Origin of the sequence: Tenuifilum thalassicum (genome assembly GCF_013265555.1) — a bacterium.
Classification (GTDB): Bacteria; Bacteroidota; Bacteroidia; order Bacteroidales; family Tenuifilaceae; genus Tenuifilum; species Tenuifilum thalassicum.
Genome location: NZ_CP041345.1, coordinates 1,589,264 through 1,606,926, shown reverse-complemented (window position 1 = coordinate 1,606,926; position 17,663 = coordinate 1,589,264). Strand labels below are relative to the sequence as shown.

Below are 17,663 nucleotides of genomic sequence, written 5' to 3'. Positions count from 1 at the left end.
TCGTTTTATTTTTTAAATATTTCAACTAACTTACTATATGTAAAATCCTTTAGATTAGGCACTACCACATCGGCACGATTAAGTATCTGTGGATTTCCAATTCCAACCGTACGCATCTTAGCATTAATTGCAGCTTCAATACCAGCCTCAGCATCTTCAAATACCACGCATTCTTCTGGCTCAACGCCAAGTTTATTAGCAGCTGTTAGAAAAATATCAGGGGCAGGCTTTGCAATTGTTACAGAATTACCATCAACAATAGCATCGAAATGATTTTTTAATCCGATACGTTCAAGTATCAGGGGAGAATTTTTACTTGCTGAACCAAGCGAAAGCTTAATGCCATTGCTTCTAAGCTCCTCAAGAAGTTCCTTAGCACCAGGAAGTATTTCGCTTGGGGTCATTTTCTGAATATACTCAACGTACCATGCATTCTTTTTTGAGGCTAACTTCTCCATCTCATTATCTGGGAGAGATATTCCTCCAACCTCAAGCAGAATTTCAAGGGAACGCATACGGCTAACGCCTTTGAGCCTTTCGTTATGCTGCTCGGTGAACTCAAATCCTAGCTCATTGGCCAAACGTTTCCAAGCAAGGTAGTGATACTTTGCCGTATCAACTACAACCCCATCTAAATCGAAAATGCAAGCCTTTATACTATTCATCATACTGCTTTTGTTTCTTTAACAAAAAGAATTGCACTAATAGCGGCAAGCAACATTGAAATACCTGCTAGTACAATCATATAAATAGCCTTTTCGTGAAATACAAACTTGAGAATTGTTCCGAGTAATAACCCGCTAACAATTTGGGGCACAACAACAGTTATATTAAAGATTCCCATATAAACCCCCATTCTATCGGCAGGGAGCGATCGCGCTAGAATTGCGTATGGCATAGCAAGAATTGCAGCCCAAGCAATACCAACGCCAACCATTGAAAAAATTAACGCATATTGTCCTGTAAATATATACATCGACAAGTAGCCAATTGCGCCAAGCAGAAGTGAGAGTGAATAAGTTTTTACGCGCCCTAAGGAATTGGCTATTTTATCGAGAAAGATTGAAAATAGAGCTGCAAAAACGCTGTATAGGCCAAAAAGTACACCTACCCAGTTAGCAGCTTCGTTATAAGCCGATGTCGAAGAATCGCCAATAGCGGTACCCCATATATGCTGGGCCACTGCAGGAGTTGTGTAAACCCACATGGCAAAAAGGGCAAACCACGAAAAGAATTGTACTACTGCAAGTTTACCCATAATGCCAGGCATTGACATAAGAGTTTGCCAAAAGCTTTGCTTCTCAGTAACACTACTCTCAGGTGTTGAATTGTATTGCTTAAACTCTTCTGGATTATACTCCTTGGTGGTAAAAACAGTCCAAAGGACAGAAACAAGTAGTATTGAGCCACCAATATAGAACGACCAAATTACCGATGGCGGAACACTACCTTCTGGTGCTGTGTTTTCAACACCTAGCCAATTAGTTAAAACGAAAGGGAGAAATGAGCCAATTACAGCTCCTAAATTTATAAGAAGTGTCTGTATTGAGTAGCCAGTATTTGTTTGCTCATCGGGAGTCATGTCGGCAACCAAAGAGCGAAATGGCTGGAAAGTCACATTAAACGAGGCATCCATAAGTGCAAGCATAATAGCCCCAAATACTACAGGAGGTATAATAGCCATAGCGATATGTGAGTTAGGCATAAAGAACATGCCTAAGGCTGCAGCAATGGCACCACCAAATATAAAAGGCTTACGACGCCCCATTCGAGTCCAGGTTCTATCACTTGCCGCCCCTACCCATGGTTGAATTATAAGCCCCATTATTGGCGCAACTAGCCAAAAAAATGAAAGATGATGCAGGTCGGCACCATAGTTTGAAAGTATGCGAGAAACATTGGCATTTTGTAAGGCAAATCCAGCCTGAACCCCTAAAAATCCAAAGCTGAGGTTCCAAATCTGCCAAAAACTAAGTTTAGGTTTTTTAGCCATAAAACACTGTATTTTGTAGTTGTTCAAAAATAGATTAAAAAATACTTTAAAAAAAGGATAAAAGATTGTTAAAACCCTTGTAAAATAAGGCTTTTAGAACACGTAACTAGCATTTCAAACGATTACGAAAGGATGTTGTAAGTGATGAAAAAAAATTGTATTCAAAAACTCAAATACCTCCTGAATCCCCCATGAAATCTAACGTAAACGTTTGCGTGAAAAAACTAAGGGGAGATGTTCAGAATAGCAGGAATTTAGTTTAAGTAAAAGTTAAAAGTTAATAGTTAAAAGTTAAATGTTAATCGTTAATTGTTAAGCGAGTTTGTTTATTTGAAGCGTCTGCATTCTATTTTTTACACCACAGAGTTACACGGAGGAATTCACAGAGGCATACATGAGGAAAAACAAATATGTCCACTTAAATTTTCCGGTTCATTCCGACTCATTCTTTTAAATTCCTCTAACTTCATTTAACTTCCTCATATTCCACCGAAAGAGATGCTTCGACAGGCTTAGCATGACAAGGCATGGTTCAAGGATAAAGGTTCAAGGATAAAGGTTCAAGGATAAAGTTCAATGTTCAAGATTTCAGATTTGTCCGGCGAAGACGGATTCAAGAATTGTCACATGAAATTCCGATTCCTTCTGAATATTTCAGAATCATCTGAGTCATTCATTCCTCTAACTTCCTCTAACTTCATTTAACTTCCTCATATTCCACTGAAAGAGATGCTTCGACAGGCTCAGCATGACATGACAAGGTTTAAGGCTATGTCCGGCTAGGACGGATTCAGGGTTTAAAAGTTAAAAGTTAATTGTTAAAAGTTAAATGTTAATAGTTAAAAGTTTAAAGTTCAAGGCTTAATTTTATGAGTTAATCTATAGGTGTGATGACGGATTCTAGATTTATTCAAGGTTTGAGATATAACTGCGGAGACGATTCTCAGTATTTTGACTTTTTTAAAGAGAATAAGAATTAAAAAAATAGGATAAAGAGAAAACCCCCTCATTATCCTGACTTTATTTAAACGATTAACTGTCGAACTTATTTAAAGTTTGACAGCATAACTGCAAGTTGATTTATGAGATTTTAGAACTCGGAGGTGAAGTGAAACTTGATGTCGGTAAATTTTTCAATTGCCATCTGTAGCGAGTATGGCGATTCGGCAAGAAAAACCTCACGACCGTGCTTATCGAGAGCCAAGCTGTTATACTTTCTAATCCTGAAATCGTCGAGCTGAGTTTTATTAGAGCTCTCAATCCAACAAGCCTTATGCAAGTTTATAGGTTCCCATCTACACTTAGCGCCATACTCATGCTCAAGCCTGTGTTCTATAACATCAAACTGCAATGCGCCCACAGTACCAATTATTTTACGTCCATTCGATTTTTGAGTAAAAAGCTGAGCAACTCCTTCGTCGGTGAGCTGTTCAATACCCTTAGCAAGCTGCTTGTATTTCAGAGGGTCGGCATTCTCAATATATCGGAATAGCTCGGGCGCGAAGTTTGGTATGCCCTTAAAATTCATAACTTCACCTTCGGTTAGGGTGTCACCTAATTTAAAATTTCCGGAGTCAGGTAACCCAATAATGTCGCCAGGGTATGCTTTTTCTACAATCGACTTTTTATCTGCAAGAAAAGCATTCGGGCTTGAAAAACGTAATTTCTTTTTTAACCGAACATGGTAATATGGGACATTCCGTTCAAATTGACCAGAACAGATTTTAAGAAACGCAATTCTATTGCGATGATTGGGATCCATGTTGGCAAAAATCTTAAAAACAAAGCCGCTAAATTTTTGCTCAAATGGTGAGACCGTTCGAGAATCGGTAATTGTTGCACCCGGGTGGGGGGCAATTTGGACAAAACAGTCGAGTAATTCTTTTACACCGAAATTATTTAGCGCACTTCCAAAGAAAACCGGTGCCACCTCGCCGCTTAGGTATGTACTTCTATCAAACTCGGGATAAACCTCTTTTACCAGCTCAATTTCTTCGTAAAACTTTTTGGTAAAAGGTGTGATATATTGGTCTAGCTCAGAAGAGTATACATCTGATATTTCAATAACATCATTTGCAACGGTTTGCTTGTTTTCATCGGAGAAGAGGAAAAGCTTTTGCTCAAAAAGATTGTAAACACCTTTAAAAGAAGGTCCTTGGCTAATTGGCCAGCTAAGTGGTCGAACTTTGATTTGGAGCTCTTTTTCAATCTCATCGAGCAAATCGAAAGGATCGTTTCCAGGTCGGTCGAGCTTATTTATAAAGATGATAACCGGAGTTTTGCGCATACGGCAAACCTCCATCAACTTGCGAGTCTGTGCCTCAACTCCTTTGGCATGGTCAATAACAATAATAACGCTGTCGACCGCAGTTAGCGTACGATACGTATCCTCTGCAAAATCCTGGTGACCAGGTGTATCAAGTATGTTAATCTTATATCCTTTATACTCAAACTCCATAACCGATGTGGAAACAGAAATTCCACGTTGACGCTCAATCTCCATAAAGTCGGATGTAGCCGTCTTTTTAATCTTATTACTTTTTACTGCACCGGCAACATGTATGGCGCCACCAAAAAGGAGCAATTTTTCGGTTAAAGTCGTTTTACCCGCATCGGGGTGGCTGACAATTGCGAATGTACGACGGCGTTTTACTTCATCCTCAAAATTCATCACCTTGAAATTTTAGCCTGCAAAATTACAAATTTCAACCCGTAACTCTATGCATAATGGCTGCTAAATTGTGTTATTCGGTTATTTAGCTCACCGAAAAATCCCCCCAAAAAGGCTGCTTAAGCGATTTACTATAACATAATCAGCGACAAACTAATTTGTGTAGCTTTAAATAAACTCCCCAAAAATTGAAATTGAGAAAAAACTATACTAAATTTATAGGATTCGTTATTAGAAAGGTATTATGCAAAACAATGTCTTTTTTGGAATACTAGAAAATGCGGCACTTCTTATTTGTGTTGCTGTATTATACGACTTTTTATGGTTAAAACTCGATAAGAAGCGTAAACTTTTACCGCAAATCGTAATTGGGATTTTTCTTATTGGAATTGCGATAATGTTAATGAGAAATCCGTGGGTTTATGTAAATGACATACAATTCGATACGCGCTCGGTAATGCTCACCATTTCGGGTTTATTTTTTGGAGGCATAACAACCCTAGTTGCTTTATTCGGAACCGCACTTTACAGGATACAACTGGGTGGAGACGGAATGTATATGGGAGTTGCAGTTATAGTTTTATCAGCATTGATAGGTTTAGCTTGGCGAAAGATTCGACCTCAAATAATTGAAAAAAAGAGAATTGGCGAAATCTTTATAGTTGCTTTGATTGTTCACATAATCATGTTATGCTGTACGATTTTACTACCTAAAGATTTCAGATTGGGAACCCTTAAAACAATTTGGTGGGCGGTGCTGCTAATTTATCCCTTAACTACCGCATTAATTGCAAAACTACTTTTTAATCGGGATGAAAATTGGGAATTCCGAGAGAAGTTATCGGAGAGTGAAAAAAAGTACCGTTTGCTTTTTGATGAAAATCCCACCCCAATGTGGATTTATGATTTGGAAACCCTAAGATTTTTAGAGGTCAATAATGCTGCCATAGAGGAGTATGGTTACAGTAAGGAGGAATTTCTATCAATGACTCTAAGAGATATTAGACCAGCAGATGAGGTACCTAAACTTTTGGATAATATTAAGTCTAACAATGAGCAATTTCAGAAATCCGGAGTATGGAAACATTTAACCAAAGATGGCAATTTAAAACATGTAACCATTTCGTCACACGAAACCACTTATAAAGGTAGGCCTGCGCGACATGTTATGGTAAGCGATGTTACTGAGCTTATAAGAATAAACCAGGAACTGGCCCATCTGGAGGAAAGATATAGAAATTACATAGAGCTGAGTAACGAGGCAATTTGTTTGTTTGAGCTGGAGCAACCAATCGATATAACCAAGGATGTGGATTCTCAAATTGATGATATTTATAAGTATTCATACGTTGGCGAATGTAACCAAACATTCTGTGATAATCACAACATTAAATCGCCTGAGGAGGCAAAGGGAATGCGCCTAGGACAGATATTCCCAAGGCTTTCAAAGGTTAACATTGAGCATTTGAGGCAGTTTATTATAAATGGATATAAGATTCATGGTGTTGAAACCAAAGAGATAACCAAGCATAGCGAAATAAAACACTTTATTAATAGCTGGTCGGGTATCATTGAAAACGACAGGTTCTTAAGGATGTGGAATTCCAAACAAGATATTACACGGGTTAAAGAAGCTGAAGATGAGGTTCGAAAGCTAAACGCCGAACTTGAGAAACGTGTAGTGGAGAGAACTAAACAGCTGGAACGAGCCGTTAAGGAGTTGGAGGCATTTAGCTACTCCATATCGCACGACCTAAGGGCACCTCTCAGAGCCATAAATGGTTTTACAGAAATTCTTGTAGAGGATCACTCCAATAATCTAGATGACGAAGGCAAGCGCATTTGTAATGTAATTAAGACAAACGCCACACAGATGAACCAGCTAATTGAGGAGCTGCTTCGTTTTTCGCGTGCAAGCCGAGCAAACCTTACCCATTCCACAATTGATACAAGTAAGCTAATCGAATCAATTCTTAACGAAATCTACATAAATAACCCTAACTATAAAAAAGCTCAAATCACCTTTAACAATTTACCGAACTACTATGCCGATCCTGTTCTGATGAAACAGGTTTGGTATAACCTGCTGGATAATGCCATAAAGTTTAGCGGAAAAAATGCTAACCCGGAAGTTATTATTACATGTATTAAGGGAGTAGACCTGCTTACGTTTTGTATTTCGGACAATGGTGTGGGATTCGATATGAGATACTACAACAAGCTATTTGGTGTATTTCAACGCCTCCATACCGAAAGTGAGTTTCCCGGAACAGGGGCTGGACTCGCAATAGTAAAAAGAATAATAGAACGACATGGAGGAACCATTTGGGCCGAAAGTGAACTTGGTAAGGGTACAAAGTTTTTCTTTACTGTTCCGCAAAATGCAACAAACCAAAATGAAAATCCAACATCAAGCAGCAATGATTGATTTTAGGGCATTTAACTCAAATAAATTCTTCTGGTTTAGCATCGATCTTAAAAATAGGTTATTTGAAGATATTAGCCCTTCGCTGTTTACACTCACAGGCAAGGATATCAACTCCTTGAATGAAATGTTATTCAATAAAAACAATAATCTTATCTCCGACGATATTAACCTGATACTTGATTTTATTAAAGATTGCGAGGAAGATACTAGCATTGAAATTCCTTATCCTATAAGAGTATTCACTGCCAAACAGGAACTTCGTTGGGTTGAGCTATCATTACAGGTAAAGGTAACCGAAACAAGGGAGCCTTATAAGCTCATTGGAATGGGATGGGATGTCTCATCATTCCTTAGCTTTAACGAAAAGCTGGTAACCGATCTGAAAAAGCATAAAGAGGAACTATCTCAATCGCTCTATTTCAATAAAGAAATTCTTAAAGCAAAGGAAAAAGAGCGAAGAAAAATCGCATTTGAAATTCACGATGAGCTTGGTCAGCTACTATCGGCACTCAAACTGGAACAAACCATGCTTTTACAAAGGGTAAGAACGCCCTCAACAAAAGAATCGTTAAAAGGGATGTTAGCCATGACAGGTGAATGTATTAATACAGTTCGCCGACTTAGCTCCGAACTTCATCCTTCAATTATTGATCATTTAGGTCTATTCCCTGCAGTTGAATGGCTGGTAAATAACTTTACCAAAAGGGTTAATGCGAATATCAAGCTAACACTTCCCCAGCAAAAGAGCTTTACATTTTCTTCAACTGATAAGATATTTATATTCAGGGTGGTGCAAGAAGCTCTTAATAACATAATGAAACATGCGCAAGCAAAAAACGTAAGTATTTCAGTGTTACCCTTTAAGCAGTCACTTAAACTTATCATATCCGATGACGGAGTGGGCTTCGATACTACACAGAAAAAGAAGAAGCATTCACTTGGTCTGCTTGGAATGCGGGAAAGAGTAAATGCAATGGGAGGCCAAATTGAAATAGTTTCGGAGCCACTTAAAGGTACAACCATTAGCTGTACAATTCCTTTAAGGTAAGCATATTATGAATGGTATAGTAAAAATACTTATTGCCGATGATCATCCTATTGTTAGAAAGGGGCTGTCTAATCTGATTAAAGAAAACTTGACAGATATAGATATCCTGCAAGCAGAGAACCATGCCGAAACCATTAAAATTGCATTGGAACAAAAGCCAACCGTGGTTCTGCTCGATGTAGCCATGCCAAAAGGAAATGCTATAGAAACCATTGAACAAATAAAGGGCTTTGATGCAAACATAAAAATTCTGGTTGTTACCATGCATAACGACAACCATTTTGCCATGCGAATGGTGAAATCGGGAGCCGATGGGTATATCACAAAAGATACCCCCCCCGTAGAAATGATTGGAGCTGTTAAAAGGTTACTCAGCGGTAAAAGATATATCACCCCAGAACTTGTTGAAATGCTTACCGATATAGCACAAGGCAAACAGGTAAGTAATACGATTCTAAATATACTATCGAATAGGGAATACGAAGTATTTCTTCTTATTGCAAAAGGCAAAACAGTCTCGGAGATTGCTCAGATGCTTAACTTAAGCGTAAAAACCATAAGTACTCATCGCTCTCGGATTATTGAAAAAACCGGCCTTAAAAACAACTCCCAGATAATGCTTTTTGCACTGCAAAATGGAATAATATAAGGATAAAGGATAAAGAGTAAAGATAAAAGGTTAACGCGTGGCTCATATTAGATAGAATCTGTATACAAAATACAAATATTAATAGATGACTAAAAGTATCGTTCCTATCCTATAAATAGCAAAGGTAGTTAATCGGAATTTTCACTTCACATAACAATAGAAGTAACAGCGCTTTCACAAATTCAAAAACCAAAGACCTGGGAAAAGTTTTGTAGGACAAATTCCTAATGTATGTAAAAAAACATCCTACAAAAACATCATCCGGAATCCTATTTACAAGCGGCAATCTCAACTATAAATTTGTAGTAAATAGCTTGAGGGATGAATATTTTACTGGTTGATAGTTCGGTACAGCATTTAAATCGGCTGGTTAAAGCTTTAAAAATGAACAGCTTATCAATTAATGTGATGGTAGCAATGACCGCATCGGAAGCATATGAATTTTTAGCCATGCAAAGCTACGACTTAATAGTTTCAGATATCAACCTCCCTGACGAAAGTGGAGTTTCGTTAGTAAGGCACGTTAAAAGCAACTACCCTGGTACTAAGGCTATAATCTATGCAAATACCGATAAAGAAACTTTAGTTTTTTTAAAAAGACAAACCGGTTTAAAGTGCTTTGAAAAGCCTACGGAATTTGACAAAATGATAGGATTTATTTTTAAAACAAAAGCCAAAAACTAAACGCCTATGCCTTTAATTCTTGTTACAGACGATTCCCCCACCATTAGAAAAATGGTAATGGCATCGCTGAGGGCTATTCCCAATGCAACCTTTATTGAGGCAAGTAATGGTCTTGAATCAATTGAAGCCATTACCCTTCAAAAACCCGATGCGGTTGTGCTTGATATAAATATGCCCGATATGAATGGTGTGGAGGTGCTGGAGTTTATAAGGCAGCACCCGGCATGCAGTAAAACTCCCGTATTAATTCTAACCACACGGAACGACGATGAAATTAAAGAAAGAGTTATCACTTTAGGTGCAGCCGGTTTCATTTCAAAACCTTTCCAACCTGCAGTACTTGTTAGCGCTCTTAAGAAATTACTTAACATGTAGCAAATCATGGTGGATGACCTAAGAGAATTTGAAGCCGATTTTTACGCTGAATGCGACGAGCTTATCGGCAACATTAAAAGAGAACTCGCAAATGGCGAAACCCTTTCTAAGGCAAGCATCAACAATTTGCTTCGATTCTATCATACCCTTAAGGGGATTTCTGCCATGATGAGTTTTCATTTGGTTGAAAATGTGAGTCATTCTGCCGAAAGTTACCTTAAGTTTCTTTACGAAAATCAGCTAAATGTTAGTAAAAAGGGATATAATCTGTTATTTGAGGCAGTAAAAATTATTGAAGAAAATCTAGAAGCAAAAGGAAATGTTTCAGAAGATCTTAATAAAAGACTAGAAGATATAATAAGCAATCTGAAAAATGAGCTAGAGCACATCTCCCCAAAAAAGGTTGACACTAAAGATAGTCCAGAAGTTTCTACATCAACATCAAATAGTGAGTTTAAGACATATACGGTATCATTTGTTTCAACTCCCGAAGCACGTGAAAAAAATATTACTGTAAATTCAGTAAGAGAGATATTATTTAAACTTGGTCAGATTATTAGTGCAAGCCCAACTATAACTCCCGATAAGCAGGTAAAGTTCGTTTTTGAGCTAAACACCCATGAGACTGCCGAGAAACTTAAAGAAATTCTACCTGAGGGAGTGGATGTTGATACTCCCACCTCAGTAAAGACAACGGTATTAGAAGAAAAAGAGGAAGGGAAGCAGCAATCAAAAGCAGCTAAACTTGGAGCAGGTGTAATACGTGTTGAACTTGATAAAATAGAGGAGCTAATCTCGCAGCTAGGCGATTTGGTTATAAGCAGGTCGCAGCTTGATGAAATAACTAAAGAGTTCGAGAAGCAATATGATAGCACTCTTACTGTAAAGCTGGTTGAGGTGAACCAGAAAATGGAGCGGCAGCTCCGGATTTTTAGGGAAAATATCATGCGAATACGGATGATTCCCATATCATCGGTATTTGATCGCATGCAATTTGTTGCTCAGGATGCTGCTCAAACACTAGGGAAAACCATAAAATTGGTTAAAGAGGATAACAATGCAGAAATTGATAAAATGCTAGTTGAAAGGATTACCGACCCCCTACTCCATCTTGTACGAAATGCTGTAGGTCATGGAATTGAAAGCCCAGCAGAGCGTAAAAAGGCAGGCAAATCGGAAACCGGAACAATTACGCTTAGAGCATTCAATGCCAATGATAAGATTTACATTCACATAACCGATGATGGTGCCGGTATTGATACAGATAAACTAATTGAAAAGGCAAAAGTTAAGGGTATAATCAGCAAAACAGAACAGGAAACCAAGCAAACCCTACTCAAAATCATGTTTACCCCAGGTTTTTCGAGTCGTGAAAAGGCCGATAAAATTGGAGGGCGTGGAGTTGGAATGGACATTGTAAAGAAGACACTTGACGAGCTAGGAGGCACAATTGATTTTGAAAGTCAAAAGGGATTAGGCACAACCTTTATTCTAACGTTACCACTTACCCTTTCCATTATGGATGCCATACTTGTTAAAAGTAACGAACAGGTGTATGCTATTCCACAAAGCAAAGCGGTTGAGGTAATAATGATCGACCCCACAGATATTAAAAAACATGGCAAAACGTTGCTTATACCCTATCACGACACTGCTATCAGGTTATTCACACTTGCGGCACTGCTAAAAGGCGATAAAAATCATGCCATACCTAAAAAGGGTGTGGCTATTGTTATTCAGAACCAAAACGATTTGGTTGCTATTGGTGTTGATAAAATAATTGGTGTCAAGGAAATAGTTGTTAGGGCATTAACCGACGATTTAGTTAAACTTCCCGGCATTAAAGGTGCTGCTGAGCTTGGTAATGGTATTCCTATACTTATCATCTCAATTGATGAGCTATTAAACTAGGTTAAATTAAAATTAGAGCTATGGGATCATACATAATATTTCAGCTGGATGAAACTGACTATGGAATTCCAATTAGTCAAATAAAACAGCTCGATGTAATGGGTAAGGTTACACCTGTCCCCAACGCTCCACAATACGTTGAGGGGATTGTTTTGACGCGTGGCGAGGTAATACCTGCCATTAATATTCGCAAGAAATATGGTCTCCCGAATAAAGACTTCAACCTAAAAACCAGGCTTATTCACATTTACAGCAATGAACGTAGTTTTGGTCTGATAGTTGACTCTGCCAGGGAGTTCATAAACATCGATGATGATCAAATACTACCCCCTCCCAAAAAGGGTAACACTCCTTTTACCAACGAAATTACCGGAGTTGTTAAACACGGCGAACGAATCATATTAATTCTCAATCCGCTCGAACTAGCAGTTGATGAGAATAAACCAATTACCGAAAGTGAAAAAAGTCCAAAACCCGAAATCTAAAAAAATTAAAGATATGGCACTTTTTACCTCCAAAGTATTTAAGTTCAACAAGGTTGACCTTAAATCGATACGGTTAAATATCGATGAACTTTCAAAGCTGTCGAATCAAATTGAATCGGTTGGTAACGATATTAAAAAAGGCGTTACTCGCCAGTCTGAAGCATTGGAATCATTACTTAGCGGCCAGAATCAAACAGCTGCTGGTCTTCGTGAAACTGCAGACCAAACGCTTTCCATTGCCGCTTCTACCGAGCAGACCTCAAGCAATCTAAATGAGATTAGCGCTTCGGTTGAAGAGCTGAGCAGCACAGGTAAGTCGCTTAACCAATCGATAGATGAGATTGCAACTTCAATGGAAGAAACAAGCAAAAGCACTCATAATGTTTCACAGCTTGCCATTGAGATGGCTGCATCTGCCGAACAGGTGGTTGCATCAATGAACGAGCTTTCAACCTCTTTTGAAGCTGTCAATAGCGAGACCAACACGCTAACGGAAAGTGTTAATAATGCGGCCTCCTCCATTGAGGAGATGAACAGGTCCATTGAGCAGCTAAATGAGAATGCTGCAGATTTAGCCACAGCCTCGGAGGAGACTACCTCCTCTATCAATGAGCTGGCAGCGTCCATTGAGGAGGTTTCGGCCACTATGGAATCTTTAAACTCCAATGTTGATAAAACAGCTACAGCCAACGAGCAGATGACTCGAAACATGGAAACTATGGCCAAGAGTGCCGAGGCCATAACACTTTCAACTGAAGAAGCAAATGTAAGCCTTACGGAACTTGAACGTTCATTCCAATCGGTAACATCTTTGGCAAACCAAGCAACTGAGGTATCCCAAAACTCAGCCCAACAAGCCCGCAAGGGTATTGAGCTGGTTAGTAAATCAATAAATGGATTCTCAAAGGTAAAGGACACTTTACAGGTTTCGGCCGGAATTATACAGGAGCTTAATAAAAAAACTACCGATATAGGAAGTATAATTGAAACCATCAATTTAATATCGGAACGAACAAACCTGTTATCGTTAAACGCCTCGATTGAGGCGGCAAGAGCTGGTGAAGCAGGGCGCGGATTTGCCGTAGTAGCTGAGGAGATACGCAATCTGGCGGAGCGTACAGCAAAAGCCACAACCGAAATTGCTGAAATTATTCGCTCTTTGCAAACCACAACTCAGGAAGCAACGCAATCGTCTGCCGAAGGGCTAAGGGTTGTCGAGGAAATCACCCGAGACGTTGAGGAAAGTCGTGAAGGACTTAATAGCATAATGGAAGGAGTATCAAAAACCGAAAACATAGTTTCACAGGTTGCTAAAGCTACCGAAGAACAGCAAGCCGCCCTGGGAAATGTATTGGAGCATATGAAATCGGTATCGGTACAAGCCAAGCAGGTTAGCAAAGCCATAGCCGAACAAAGCGAGGCATCGAAAGATATTGCCAAGGCTATGAGTAGCATTAGACAAGGCTCCGAGCAAATAAAACAAACACTAAACGAGCAGAATAAAAGTGCCCGCGAAATTATTAAGGCTTCACATGTTACAACCCAACAAGCTGTCAACCTACGTAAAGCGACCCAAGAACAAGCTACCGCAATGAATGTTATCACCGAAAACGTTAATACTACCCGAAAAATAACCTTGAATACAAAAAAAGCAATTGAAGAACAAGCATTTGCCGGACAGCAGATTTCAAAAGAAAACAGCAGGTTACTTGAAACCATAAAATCGGTTACCAAATCGATGAACGAGCAATCTGCTGCTGCTCAACAAATAACAGTTTCGGTTAACAGAATCCGTAAGCATTCCGAAGAACTTGCTATCGGTCTGAACGAGCAAACAAAGGCAATTAGAGAGCTTACCACGGCAAACCAGAACATTAGCAAGCAAATCGCTTTAATAGCGCGCTCTAATAAAGAGCACAGCCAAATATCAGACAATGCGCTTAAACAGCTTGGTGATGTATCGCATATTACTCGTCAAAACAACGAGAGCACAAAAACTCTTGAAAGTAAACTAAATCAGTTTGTTGAAAAAATTAGTATAATTTCTGATATCATCAATAAGACCATGCTATGACAAACCAACGCCAACATACCATTGCGGTACTCTCGACCAACATCGATGGGATTATACTATCGTGGAACAATGGGATGGAATTGGCAACGGGAATAAAGGCTAGCCATGCAATTAACAAAAACATTTTCCATCTCAGCAAAACATTTGAAACAGCCGATATAGGAGTTAGGCTAAAAAATGTTTTAAGTCATGGCACCACCGAATACCTTTCATCAAGATTTCATCCCTCGTTAAACCTTTTCTTCAAAAATCTGACTGGTTGTCATATAACCGTAACGCCACTCAGACAAAGCGATAATAGTATAATAGGTATGCTCATAATCGCCGAGAGTAATAGTGAAAACAGTAAAGTGAAAAATGGCAGTGCTAAAACCAATGAAACAGAAGCAAAACCTATTGATTTATCGGTGTTAATTCATGAGCTAGTTAATAATCATCGCAATCCTACAATACTTTCATCAATTATAGAAGCCTTTAAGAGGAATGATCGGGATTTCATAAACATAGCTCAAGAGCTAACCAAATCAACTGACCATGAGGTGCGAATGTATACTGCACAGATTTTAGGGACACTATCAACCCCTAAAGCATCAAAAATACTTGTAAAACTTCTAGAGGATGAGAACCCTAACGTTCAGTATCATGCCATTGAAGCTCTGGGTAAGTCAAAGGACATAAAAGTTATTCCCAAACTTGAAAGGCTTGCTCTAGCTGGCGATTTCTTTTTGGCATCGGCAGCAATTGATGCTCTCATTAATATCGATGCCGGCCTGAGTACCTATAACAAGCTTCGAAAACTCTATGATCAACCCGAATTTACTTTTGCGGGAATTGAGATGGCCGGAAGGATACTTCACCCTACCCCCTTTAAAGATTTGTGCAACTGGTTAAATAGCTCCGATTTTGTTTTTCAAGCAGCCAGTACAATTTCAAAGTGGATAAAAGAATACGGGTTAGAGCAATTTGCCGATTCTATATATCACCAGATGCTCAACGATAGTATTAATGACAAAGGAATAGACAACTTAACCAACCTTTTAGATACCGATGACGATAAGCTGCTTAAACAGGTTATAACATTAATCGTGTTCATTAAAAATACTATAATCCAAAAGAAACTAGTTAACCTATTAGGCAATCAAAATATTCAGGAAGAAATTGTTGAAACAACAGTTGCTTCGGGTTGTAATTGCATTGAATTGCTTAAGGAAAAGTTAAAAGAAACTAACAATAAGGAAATCCAAAAAGTTATTGCAATTCTGTTAGGGCGAATAGGCAACGAGAGCGTTTTACCTGAACTTTGTGATTTATTGGGCAAAGACGATGAGTTAACCCTGATTAGTGCCGGTGCGATGGCTAAAATAGGGAGCAAGAATGCCTACCCATTTCTGATGAAATTCATAGGTACACCTAGCCCTATAGTAAGAAGAGCAATAATCTCTGCCCTTAACTCAATTTCGCATCCCGATATGCCTAACGATTTAAAAAACTATATTCTATCGCCCGATCCATACACCCAGGAATCGGCTATAAGAATTGCCGGATACTTTGGCTACCCACAATATAAAAAGAGCATTGTTGATGCCGTAAATTCTCCCATGACCAATGTTGCCATTGCGGCAGTAGAAGTCCTCCCATTTTTTGATGGAATAGATGATATTAAAAACCTTTTCCTGAAATCGATTGAGCGAAATGATGTCAGAATTAAAATAGCTGTTGCTAAATCAATTGCATTTTTGGATTCAAATGATGCCCAGGAACTTATATCTGAATTATTAGGCGATAAAGACCCATGGGTTCGTAACTATACCATTAGGTCAATAATAGGTTTACGTATTTTATCATTCAAGGACGAATTGAAATCAATTGCAAAAAACTCCAACGAAGTTGTTTTTGTTCGTCTTGCTGCAATCCTTGCTCTTGGAGAGCTAAATCTGGTTTCACCAAAATTTTTCGTGCCATTCACCCACGACTCAAACCTTGATATTGCCCAAACGGCCATTCATGCCCTAAGTTTAAACGAGTCAGCTGAAGCACAAAAGATTCTAATTGGCCTTTTAAATGGAAATCACAAAGCTGAGATAAGGCTTGAGGCTGCTTCGGCCTTGGCCAACTATGATACCCATGAATCATCAAAAACGCTCTTTGAACATGTTCAAGATTTAGATCGTAACGTTGCAATTAAATGTGTACAGTCGCTTGGACTCCATAATAACCGATATGCATACGGTTACCTACTAGAGTTGTGTTTTGATATTCGTGTAGGCGAAAACGCGCGTAAAATCCTGATTAACAAACGGCAACACTACCTCGAAGAACTACTTTACTTCCTTGATAAAGGGTTTGAGCATAAAATGCTATTGTTAAGCATGATGCATCAGATTGATTTACCCGGGAAAGAGGAAATCCTATTCCAACTAAAGAGCGATAAAAACGCCAGAGTAAGGCAAGGCGCCAAAACATTACTCGATAGCTTAATGTTAAATATTTAATTGGTTACTATGCGCTTTTATAGAGAAACATTAGGCATAACAGACAAATCATTTACCCTGCTTCGTGATTTAATTCACGAAAAAACCGGTATTTTCTATAATAACTCTGCACAGGAGATACTAATTGATAAATTATCGCCCAGAGTATTGGAACTAGGGCTAAACTCATTTTTAGATTACTACTACTTCTTAAAGTACGACGATAATGATGGGTCGGAGCTAAAGGTTTTATTTAATATCGTTACCGTAAACGAAACCTATTTTTTCAGAGAGGTTGATCAGCTTAAAGCATTTACCGAAGTGATTCTCCCCAACCAAGCATCAAAACATTCGGAAGAAAAATTTACCATCTGGAGCGCAGCGTGCTCAACTGGCGAAGAACCACTTTCGATAGCTATGCTTCTTAATGAGAATGATTGGTTTAGTAAGCTTAAAATCGAAATTATCGGTTCCGATGCCAGTAATTCAGCGCTTAGCCATGCCATAAATGGCGTTTATAAAGAGCGCGCCTTTCGGAATTGCCCTGATCAACTTAGGGAAAAGTATTTCACTTTTAAGAATGGAATATGGCAAATAGATAAAGAGATACACCAAAAGGTAAGATTTACCAATGTTAACCTAACTAACATAAATGAGTATAAACCCTTTGCCAAATCGCGCTACATATTTTGTAGAAATGTTTTCATTTACTTTTCCGACGAAAAAGTAAGGCAAATTATCAATAATTTTTACGAACTTATGCCATCGGACAGCTACCTGTTTTTAGGGGTTTCGGAATCGCTTTTAAAGCATAAACCCCCTTTCAGGTTTGTTGAAGTGGGCAATAGTTTTGCTTATTATAAGGAGTAAATAA

Annotated in this window: 13 protein-coding genes; 10 read left to right on the top strand and 3 right to left on the bottom strand. The window is 38.6% G+C overall.

The annotated features are described in order from the left end of the window. Positions 1-5 precede the first annotated feature (5 nt). From pgmB to FHG85_RS06680, 3 genes are all read right to left on the bottom strand, one after another. Positions 6-668, bottom strand: coding sequence for a beta-phosphoglucomutase (gene pgmB, locus FHG85_RS06690; RefSeq protein WP_246249171.1), 663 nt, complete (start codon positions 666-668; stop codon positions 6-8). Beyond that, positions 665-1,993, bottom strand: coding sequence for an MFS transporter (locus FHG85_RS06685; RefSeq protein ID WP_173074237.1), 1,329 nt, complete (start codon positions 1,991-1,993; stop codon positions 665-667). Before FHG85_RS06685 ends, pgmB begins: the two co-directional genes overlap by 4 nt. A 1,090-nt stretch (positions 1,994-3,083) precedes the next feature. Further along, a complete protein-coding gene (locus FHG85_RS06680) occupies positions 3,084-4,664 on the bottom strand; it encodes a peptide chain release factor 3 (RefSeq protein WP_173074235.1) in 1,581 nt (526 codons plus the stop codon). Positions 4,665-4,908: 244 nt separating this feature from the next. On the opposite strand from FHG85_RS06680, the gene FHG85_RS06675 reads away from it, so the two are divergent. From FHG85_RS06675 to FHG85_RS06630, 10 genes are all read left to right on the top strand, one after another. After that, a complete protein-coding gene (locus FHG85_RS06675; protein WP_173074233.1) occupies positions 4,909-7,092 on the top strand; it encodes an ATP-binding protein in 2,184 nt (727 codons plus the stop codon). Next, positions 7,061-8,140, top strand: a complete 1,080-nt coding sequence (locus FHG85_RS06670) for a sensor histidine kinase (protein ID WP_173074231.1) — start codon at positions 7,061-7,063, stop codon at positions 8,138-8,140. Before FHG85_RS06675 ends, FHG85_RS06670 begins: the two co-directional genes overlap by 32 nt. A gap of 7 nt (positions 8,141-8,147) precedes the next feature. Next, a complete protein-coding gene (locus tag FHG85_RS06665; protein ID WP_173074229.1) occupies positions 8,148-8,789 on the top strand; it encodes a response regulator in 642 nt (213 codons plus the stop codon). 321 nt (positions 8,790-9,110) lie between these two features. Next, positions 9,111-9,473 (top strand): response regulator, encoded by a 363-nt coding sequence (locus FHG85_RS06660; protein ID WP_173074227.1) that lies wholly within the window; start codon positions 9,111-9,113, stop codon positions 9,471-9,473. Between the two features lie 6 nt (positions 9,474-9,479). Continuing rightward, positions 9,480-9,848: a response regulator gene (locus FHG85_RS06655; protein ID WP_173074225.1), complete on the top strand. Its 369-nt coding sequence runs from the start codon at positions 9,480-9,482 to the stop codon at positions 9,846-9,848. Positions 9,849-9,854: 6 nt separating this feature from the next. Continuing rightward, positions 9,855-11,759, top strand: a complete 1,905-nt coding sequence (locus FHG85_RS06650) for a chemotaxis protein CheA (protein ID WP_173074223.1) — start codon at positions 9,855-9,857, stop codon at positions 11,757-11,759. Between the two features lie 20 nt (positions 11,760-11,779). Further along, on the top strand, positions 11,780-12,244 hold the full coding sequence (locus FHG85_RS06645) for a chemotaxis protein CheW (protein ID WP_173074221.1): 465 nt from the start codon (positions 11,780-11,782) through the stop codon (positions 12,242-12,244). Between the two features lie 13 nt (positions 12,245-12,257). Beyond that, positions 12,258-14,318: a methyl-accepting chemotaxis protein gene (locus FHG85_RS06640; RefSeq protein ID WP_220429246.1), complete on the top strand. Its 2,061-nt coding sequence runs from the start codon at positions 12,258-12,260 to the stop codon at positions 14,316-14,318. Continuing rightward, positions 14,315-16,810, top strand: coding sequence for a HEAT repeat domain-containing protein (locus tag FHG85_RS06635; protein ID WP_173074219.1), 2,496 nt, complete (start codon positions 14,315-14,317; stop codon positions 16,808-16,810). Before FHG85_RS06640 ends, FHG85_RS06635 begins: the two co-directional genes overlap by 4 nt. A 9-nt stretch (positions 16,811-16,819) precedes the next feature. After that, positions 16,820-17,659, top strand: a complete 840-nt coding sequence (locus FHG85_RS06630; protein ID WP_173074217.1) for a CheR family methyltransferase — start codon at positions 16,820-16,822, stop codon at positions 17,657-17,659. Positions 17,660-17,663: the final 4 nt, after the last annotated feature.